6 protein-coding genes are annotated in these 8,560 nt (G+C 37.4%); 3 read left to right on the top strand and 3 right to left on the bottom strand.

All coding sequences use genetic code 11. The features are described from left to right. Positions 1-366: 366 nt before the first annotated feature. A complete protein-coding gene (gene pruA / locus PN497_RS23680; protein WP_096572854.1) occupies positions 367-3,351 on the bottom strand; it encodes an L-glutamate gamma-semialdehyde dehydrogenase in 2,985 nt (994 codons plus the stop codon). 564 nt (positions 3,352-3,915) lie between these two features. On the opposite strand from pruA, the gene PN497_RS23675 reads away from it, so the two are divergent. The 3 genes from PN497_RS23675 (at position 3,916) to PN497_RS23665 (ending at position 6,322) form a co-directional block, all read left to right on the top strand. After that, positions 3,916-4,122, top strand: a complete 207-nt coding sequence (locus PN497_RS23675; RefSeq protein ID WP_096572855.1) for a hypothetical protein — start codon at positions 3,916-3,918, stop codon at positions 4,120-4,122. Positions 4,123-4,246: 124 nt separating this feature from the next. Further along, the gene (gene purM / locus PN497_RS23670) at positions 4,247-5,272 is read left to right on the top strand and encodes a phosphoribosylformylglycinamidine cyclo-ligase (RefSeq protein WP_096572053.1); all 1,026 of its coding nucleotides are present in this window, start codon (positions 4,247-4,249) and stop codon (positions 5,270-5,272) included. 363 nt (positions 5,273-5,635) lie between these two features. Beyond that, on the top strand, positions 5,636-6,322 hold the full coding sequence (locus PN497_RS23665; RefSeq protein WP_096572054.1) for a PHP domain-containing protein: 687 nt from the start codon (positions 5,636-5,638) through the stop codon (positions 6,320-6,322). 186 nt (positions 6,323-6,508) lie between these two features. Here the strand turns inward: PN497_RS23665 and PN497_RS23660 are convergent, their stop codons facing one another. Beyond that, complete coding sequence (locus PN497_RS23660; RefSeq protein ID WP_096572055.1) at positions 6,509-7,012, bottom strand: hypothetical protein; 504 nt, start codon at positions 7,010-7,012, stop codon at positions 6,509-6,511. 2 nt (positions 7,013-7,014) lie between these two features. Continuing rightward, positions 7,015-8,373 carry an AAA family ATPase gene (locus PN497_RS23655; protein WP_096572056.1) on the bottom strand — a complete coding sequence of 453 codons (1,359 nt, stop codon included), beginning with the start codon at positions 8,371-8,373 and terminating at the stop codon, positions 7,015-7,017. Positions 8,374-8,560: the final 187 nt, after the last annotated feature.

The following is an 8,560-nucleotide window of genomic DNA, read 5'->3' as shown; positions in this document are numbered from 1 at the left end:
TGGTAGTCTTTTTCAGAAACTTAATTGGAACACAATCGCGTCTGGCTAAGGCGTGAAAGTCTACTGAGGGATAACTGCTCCCATGCTCCCGTTGAAGTAGAAAGTAAAGTCTAGTTTTGTCTAGGTTTTATATAGCAGATACACATTTAGGGTTTGCTGAATAAACTCAAAACCTGGATGGATAAAGAGTTTGAGGGTGATAACAAAGAAAATAGGTGCAAGGTTTTGGAAGCTATGAGTAGGAAAACCTTGCACTTTGTTGGTTTTTACCTCGTTTGAAAATACAAAAAACTCCTTGATATCCTCAAACTCCTGACTCCTGGAAATTTTTAATTTTCACGGAAAGACTTTTTCAGCCAACCCTAATTATTCATTACCTGCAATTGGGGCAAAACCCTGACGTTGAATGTTCTCTGTAATACTCCTTGGTTCTAGAAACTGCAATAAATAATCTGGACCACCTGCTTTTGAACCTACACCAGAAAGTTTAAAACCGCCAAAAGGTTGACGCGCGACAATTGCCCCGGTAATATTGCGGTTAATATACAAATTACCAACTTCAAATTCTGCTTGTGCTTGTTCAATGTGGGAAGGTGTACGAGAATAAATACCACCTGTTAAAGCGTAGTTTGTAGAATTGGCAATTTCCAAAGCTTGCGTAAAATCCTTAGCACGAATCACCGATAAAACAGGACCAAAAATTTCCTGCTGTGCAATAACCCCATCTGGGGAAACTTGAGAAAAAATCACAGGTCCGATAAAATAACCTTGATTGGGTGCAGATAACTCCAAAGCTAAAATAGCTTCTTTTTTTCCAATCTCAATATATTCTAAAATGCGATCGCGTGCATTTCCATCAATCACCGGACCAACTTGGGTACTGGGTAACTCCGCTTCCCCAATATTTAAAGACTTCGTAGCTTCCACCAACCTTTCTACAAAAGCATCATAGATAGGTTGTAAAACAATAACCCGTGAACAAGCAGAACACTTTTGACCACTATACCCAAAAGCAGACTGGACAACCCCGACAACAGCCTGGTCTAAATCAGCACTTTCATCAACAATAATCGCGTTTTTCCCTCCCATCTCCGCAATTACCTTTTTCAGATTCTTTTGACCAGGTTTTAAAATTGCTGCTTCTGCGTAAATTCGACATCCCACTTCTTGAGAACCAGTAAAAGCAATTACATGAGTATCAGGATGGTTCACTAAATAAGCACCAACTTGAGAACCCTTACCAGGAACGTATTGAAAAACACCTTTAGGTATTCCCGCTTCAATCAAAATTTCCGTCAACTTAGAAGTTATCACAGAAGAAGTTTCCGCAGGTTTCAGCAAAGTACAATTCCCCGAAACCAAAGCAGCAACAGTCATACCGCAAGCAATAGCCAAAGGAAAATTCCAAGGAGAAATTACAACCGCAATTCCTTTAGGCTGGTAAATATAACGATTAGTTTCACCAGCAACGTCATAGATTACACCTTGATCAAGACGTTCCATCTCATCAGCGTAATAAAGACAAAAGTCGATAGCTTCCGAAACCTCCCCATCAGCTTCCTTAACAGGTTTACCCACCTCCAAAACTATCCAAGCAGAAAGTTCAGCACGTCTTTCTTCCATCAACTCAGCAGCTTTCCGCAGAATATCAGCACGTTGCTTAACCTGTGTCTTCTTCCAACCAGGAAAAGCAGCTTTAGCAGCCTTCATTGCTTCCTCAGCTTGTTCAACGCTGATAAGTCCAACCTTACCAACAACCTCACCAAAATTAGAAGGATTCAGAGAATCAACAAACGTTGTCGTATTTACAAACTCACCATTAATCAAAGGTAAATAAGTCCTACCCAACTGCTGACGCACATTTTGGAAAGCAACTTGAGAAACCCTTCTTTTCTCCTCCTCAGCATAATCCGTATCCGCAACACCAACAAAACCTTCCTTCTCTTCTTTGCGACTTTGCGCCTTTGCGTGAGAAAAATCTATAATTGGAGGAGCTAACAACTCATCAACAGGCTTATTTTCCAGATTTTGACGTAAAAAAGAACTATTTGCCGTATTTTCCAACAATCTACGAATTAAATAAGCCATTCCCGGTAATAAGTCACCATAAGGACAATATACCCGAACCCGATAACCCTTATCTACCAAGGCTTTGGCAATTTTATCACCCATCCCATAAAGAACTTGCATTTCAAAACGACGACGGGGAACATTGAGACTTTCTGCTATGGCGATCGCCCTAGATTGGGATCTAACATTATGACTACCTATGGCAGAATAAACATACTCGTGATTTTCTAACAAAAGCTGAGTTATCGCCTCAAAATTGGCATCTGTTGCCACTTTATCATTAAAAACAGGCTGTTTCCAGTGTTTTTGTTCAGCTTTGATAGTTTCCTGATCCCAATATGCACCTTTAACCAAACGAATAGTAAGAGGATAACCGCGCTGTTTTAACCATGCAATGACATCTTTTGCATCTTGTTCACTGTCACGCAGATATGCTTGGATAGTGATCCCGATATCTGTACGTTCACGAAACTCCTCTTCCTGTAAAAGCTTTTTGAGAATCTTCAAAGTAATATCTTTATAGGCGTACTGTTCCATATCAAAATGTACTGCTGCACCCAATTCTTTTGCACGACGTAATAAAATCTTAATGCGATCGCTCACCCGTTGTTCACTACCATTAGCATTTAACGGATCAAACTGGGAATAAAACGCAGTTAATTTTACTGAAACCTGCACTTTAGGAATCATTTCCCCATCCGCTTCATCAATAGCGGGGATATGCTGCCATTTTTTCGATGCTTCAACCAACTGCTGCATCAATTCCAGGTATTTTTCTAAATAAGATTGTGCTTCTATCTCCGTAATTACGGCTTCCCCAAGTAAATCAATAGTGAAAGCCATCTTTTCTTTTCTGAGCTTTTCCACCGTTTTGATTACCTGTTGGATATTTTCCCCAGATATATATTTATGTGCTAAAGTTTGCACAGCAGTTTCCACGGTTGTAGCCGCTACCTGTCCCGGCATAGAATCAGGGTTAGCAAAATTCAGCATACCCTTTAAAGCTGCGGGTAATTCTACCGACTCATCACCCAAATATTCTTGCAAATGGGATGCAATTTCTGATTTACTATGTAAAGCGGGTAAAGTATCAATAAATCGAAATAACTGGACTCGTAACCCAGGATTACTCATAGCCCAAGCGAGTAACTTATCATCCCAGCGCATCTGATCGCGCAAAGAAGCCAGAAAAGAACGACTTTCCCCAGTTGCAGCGAGAACCTGTTTAGCAATTTCCTGGGTTTTCGCTTCGTAAGTGTTATTTTGTACTTGTAATACCATAAAATTTGTTAGTAATTGGTAATGGGTAATTGGTAATTGGTAATGGGTAATTGGTAATTGGTAATTGGTAAATTTATTACTGTCACCTGTCACCTGTCACCTGTCACCTGTCACCTGTAAACCGTCTCAAGTAATAGTTTGGAATGTGGTTATATTGAAAGTCTGGAAAAACTTAGCTTTAGGTTACTGGAATAGACGTAAATTCACTATTACAAAAATTTGCCATTCAAAGCGGTGTTACGGAAATTACTTTTGTCTGTTATGACGCTTATCAAGTAACTATGAAGATTTACTCAAGTACCCAATTATTTTAGCAGTTGCCAAAGATGATCAACCAATTCCTCGTGAGGAAGGAGGACCGGTTTATTTAGTCTTTCCCTCACAGAAAATGTTGGTTTTCGAGTGTGGTGGCCGAGTAGTAAAGTTAAATTACAGGTGTCAGACTGCGTGATGTTCTATCTTTAGCTGGTGTTAACTTAAACTCTAATGATTTCGTTATCGTGCGTGGTAAACCACCAGCTTACCAGAAAAATTCCAATGAAAGGAAAAATAAATTCAGGTTTTATGGATAGTAAAGAATTAGCACAATATCTAGAAGCTACAGATAGTATTTCTAAACCTTGGTTATTAGTACAACTGCGGCTGAAAAAATTACAAGAACGGCGAGATACAATATCACCGGAAGCTTACGAGCAAGAATTAGCAGATATTCACCAAGATTTAATGAATTTAGGTGAATGGTGGCGAGGTATTGAAGATCAGGTATTTTGAGGTGATAGGTGACAGGTGACAGTAATAAATTTACCAATTACCAATTACCAATTACCAATTACCAATTACCAATTACCCTATAATAAACGGGGTTGAAAAAAGAATGATCACGGTGTAAACAGTCATGGATTATCGGGATGCAGGTGTTGATGTTGAAGCAGGTAGAGCTTTTGTAGACCAAATTCGCAATTTAGTTCACAGTACCTTCAGATCAGAAGTATTAGGTGGTTTAGGTGGCTTTGGGGGCTGTTTTCAACTGCCTACAGGTTATCAAGAACCAGTATTGGTATCTGGTACAGATGGTGTGGGTACAAAGCTAAAAATTGCTCAAATTCTCAACCGCCATGACACCGTAGGTATTGATTTAGTGGCGATGTGTGTTAACGATGTGCTAACATCAGGAGCAGAACCGCTATTTTTTCTCGATTATGTAGCTACTGGTAAGCTGGATAAAGAGCAGTTAACTCAGGTAGTGGCAGGAATAGCTACTGGTTGCAAACTCGCAGGTGCGGCTTTATTAGGTGGAGAAACCGCAGAAATGCCTGGTTTTTACCAAGTCGGTGAATATGACTTAGCGGGTTTTTGTGTGGGGATAGTCGAAAAAAACCGGATGTTAGATGGTTCTCAAGTACAAGTAGGTGATGTAGCCATAAGTTTATCTAGTGCAGGTATTCACAGTAATGGTATAAGTTTAGTGAGAAAGATTGTTAGTGATGGTGGTTTTTCTTGGAATGATACTCCAGAGTTATTAAATGGGCAAACTCTCGGTAATGCTTTTCTCACTCCTACCCGCATTTATGTTAAATCTGTATTAGCAGCATTGAAAAATGGTTTAAAAGTTCACGGTATGGCACATATTACTGGTGGGGGTTTACCAGAAAATTTACCCAGATGCCTGGGAACAGGTCAAGCTATTAAAATTAATCCTGGTAGTTGGAATATTCCCCCTGTGTTTCAGTGGTTAGCTCAAGCCGGTTCTGTTGGTGCAGAATCTATGTATAATACATTTAACATGGGTGTGGGATTTGTGCTAATACTGCCCCCCGAACAAGCAGAACAAGCAATTAGCCATTTTCAATCACAGGATATTCCCTCTTTTACCATTGGTGAAGTCGTGGCTGGTTCTGGTGAATTAATTGGTCTTTTTTAAGCATTCAGCCATCAGCAGTCAGCTAAGACTAATTTGTCATTTCTCTGAAATTGAGATTTTTCATAGCAATTGAATAACAAAAGCTGACGGCTGATCACTGACAACTATATCAGTATCAGTATTTATAGAAATTTTCTGAAAAATTTAGCATTTCTTTATATAAGTAATCAAAAATACTCATGACTGTAATGATTGAGATTTGCTAACGTAGTTTTAACAAATCGCAAAAAAATCATTACTGTAGCCTAAAAAGTAGCTTTAAATACTAGCTTAATGTGCTAGTAATTTCTCGGTTCTATTTCTTGTATGTAAGTGTGCCGCGTTCTTTTATTCAGAATCACATATTTTTGATCAGAGGGGGTTATGGTTGTAAATTTTGCCCGGACTACTGCTTCCACAGAAATGTTAAAACAAGTCTTCCAAAGCCTTGATGCTCAAAGTTGTCCCAGGTTTTTCAACTTTCATTTACACACGGTATTTTCGGATGGTAGATTGCATCCACATATACTTATGGAACAGGCGATCTCCATTGGTTTGAAAGGGCTTACAATTACTGATCATCATGCCGTTGGTGGGTATCAATTAGCACGAGATTGGTTAGAAGATTGGAAATGGAATCATGCTGATAGCAGCATTCCTCATTTGTGGAGTGGTGTAGAAATTAATGCAGGTTTGCTAGATGCTGAAGTACATATTTTGGCTTATGGTTTTGAAATAGAACATTCCAGTATGAAACCTTATCTGCAAAGAAAAGCCTCTACAGGTATAGATTATCAAGCAGCTAACGTTATTGCAGCTATTCATGACGCTGGTGGACTAGCTGTACTTGCTCATCCAGCACGGTACAAGCGATCGCACTTTGATTTAATTCCTCAAGCTGCTGAATATGGTATTGATGGGGTTGAGACTTTCTACGCTTATAAAAATCCTAACCCTTGGAAACCTTGCTCTGTAGAAACGGAAAAAGTGCAAATGTTAGCGGAGGAGTATGGTTTATTTAACACCTGTGGAACTGATACACATGGTTTAAATATACTACAACGATTATAAATAGGAGTCAGGAGAATTTTAGATTTTAGATTTTAGATTTTAGATTTTAGATTAGAGTTGAGGAAAACAATCCAAAATCCAAAATCCAAAATCCAAAATTGAATTACCTGTAGTGAACAAATCTTGCTTAGCAAGATTTGAAAAATTAACAAGAGATTTTTTGTGCGATCTCCATTGCTATAAAAATCAAATCTTATCTTTTTCAAATTGCACAGATCCATATTCAAAATTACCACCATATTTTTTTAGTAAACTCTTTAATTTTTTTACTCTAGAATCATTCTCAATACTTTTAGGAGCATTAAATTTACTAACTTTACTGAGTACAGCCCTAGCAAAAACTGTTCCAATAATTTGCGGTTTAAAATATTCAATTGTTTGAGTTAATTGTTCAACAGCACTGATCAAATCCTTACCTTTTAACTCAATAAAATACATTTTTTCTCCAGCATCCATATTATTATCATTAGCCACTTTTTCAGTATTACATACTATCATTAAATAATCACACTTACGCTGATTTTCATCATCAATTACACAACCATCTATTTTAATTCTACAAACTTGTTGAGCAGATAAATTGTTTAGGATATATTTTCGTTTGTTTTCTTGCACAGTAATTTTCTGACCATCATTACAAAACGTACAATCTGGATATTTTTTTTCAAACTCTTGGCAATTGCATTTCATACTTAATCCTCAATTTCAAAAAGTTGATTAAATGTATTAACAATAATCTCAGAAGCTCTATCAATCTCTGCTGATTCAATTAACCCCATTTCTGAATCCAGAATAGAACGAGTAGTACCTTGCTCTACAATAAAAGCATTTAATCTATGAGGATCAATCCAAAGGTTATGATTTACTATTTCTTCCACCTGTTCCGATTTTTGCAAGCCTAACTGATGGGCATATAGTAAATTGTTAAATGACGAAAGAATATAGGGACTGTGAGTTGTTAAAATGATTTGATTTGCAGCTTGATTTGCCAGTAAAGCAATTAAATCAATCATTTGCTTTTGTGCAACAGGAAAAAGATGCGCTTCAGGTTCTTCAATAACTAAAAATACATTCCGCTGATTAAGAATTAAAAGCAGAATCAGTAACAAAATCCAAACAACCTCTTGTTGTCCTGATGATGCAAAGTTGATTAAGGTGCTTTTTCCATTGCCAAAATCAATTCTTTCAGTACCATTTTGATAGCGATAAGAGCCTTTGAGAATAGAATCCACAATGTTTTGAGCTAGAGTGATAACTCGCTTTGTTTCACTATTGGTAGAAGTAGAAAGTTTTTCTTTAATTAAATCACCAATTGCTTGATTAAAAATAGGTTTCGCGCTATCAATTCGATTAATAAAATTTTGCATTAAATAATCTAATTTTATTAAACTATCTGCTGCTAACTCAGTGTTACCAGATATCAAATCCTCTCCCATGTCAATGTTATAACGCTGTTGAGATAGAATAGTAATCAGACTACGACCAGCAGGTAAAAATAGCAAATCTCTATCATCATTAAATAGTTGGTTTACTTCTTTTGTGATATTCTCAAATAGAGCTGCTTCTTTAGCCTTAATAGCACTAATTTCACGGGAAGAAGAAAATAAACCTCTCGAACTCATCTGCTGCAATTCAGTATTCAAACTTCTAGATTGATCTACTAAATCACGGAACTTTTGTTTAAAAAAATCATCAAAATCAACAGTTGTAAATTGGTTATTGGTAGAAGGTTTAACTGTGACTTCCATGCCGTTTCCATACTGATACTTTAATTCCATTTCAGGAAATTGTAGTACCGAACCATACATTTTAATAAACTTCTGTTTTGCTCGCTTGGCAAAATTAGTGATAGTATCTTCAAACTGCTTTTCGTGGTAGCACTGATACAGATAGGTTGTTAAATCATCTCTCAAAGATTTAAAAAAGAAGATAGCTTTGCTCACAGTGCTTTTACCACTAGCTTGTGAACCAATAAAGATAAGTATGTCTTTAAGTTCAATCTTTAAGTCTGTAATTGGTCCAAAATTTTGAATGATTAACTGCTGAGGCATAAGGGAAAATAAAACTTACTCAATCATAAAATATGTTATCAACATAATTATACCCAATAACCCCGCTTTTTTGTCAGAATCAGGTGGTTATCGAGTTTCGACTACGCTCAACTACCGCGACTTGTACTGAGCCTGTCCTGAGCCTGTCCTGAGCCTGTCCTGAGCCTGTCCTGAGCCTGTCCTGAGC

This window comes from Sphaerospermopsis kisseleviana CS-549 (assembly GCF_028329225.1).
Lineage (GTDB): Bacteria > Cyanobacteriota > Cyanobacteriia > Cyanobacteriales > Nostocaceae > Sphaerospermopsis > Sphaerospermopsis kisseleviana.
The sequence above is the reverse complement of the archived record's forward strand: the minus strand, read 5'-3'. Positions and strand labels throughout refer to the sequence as shown.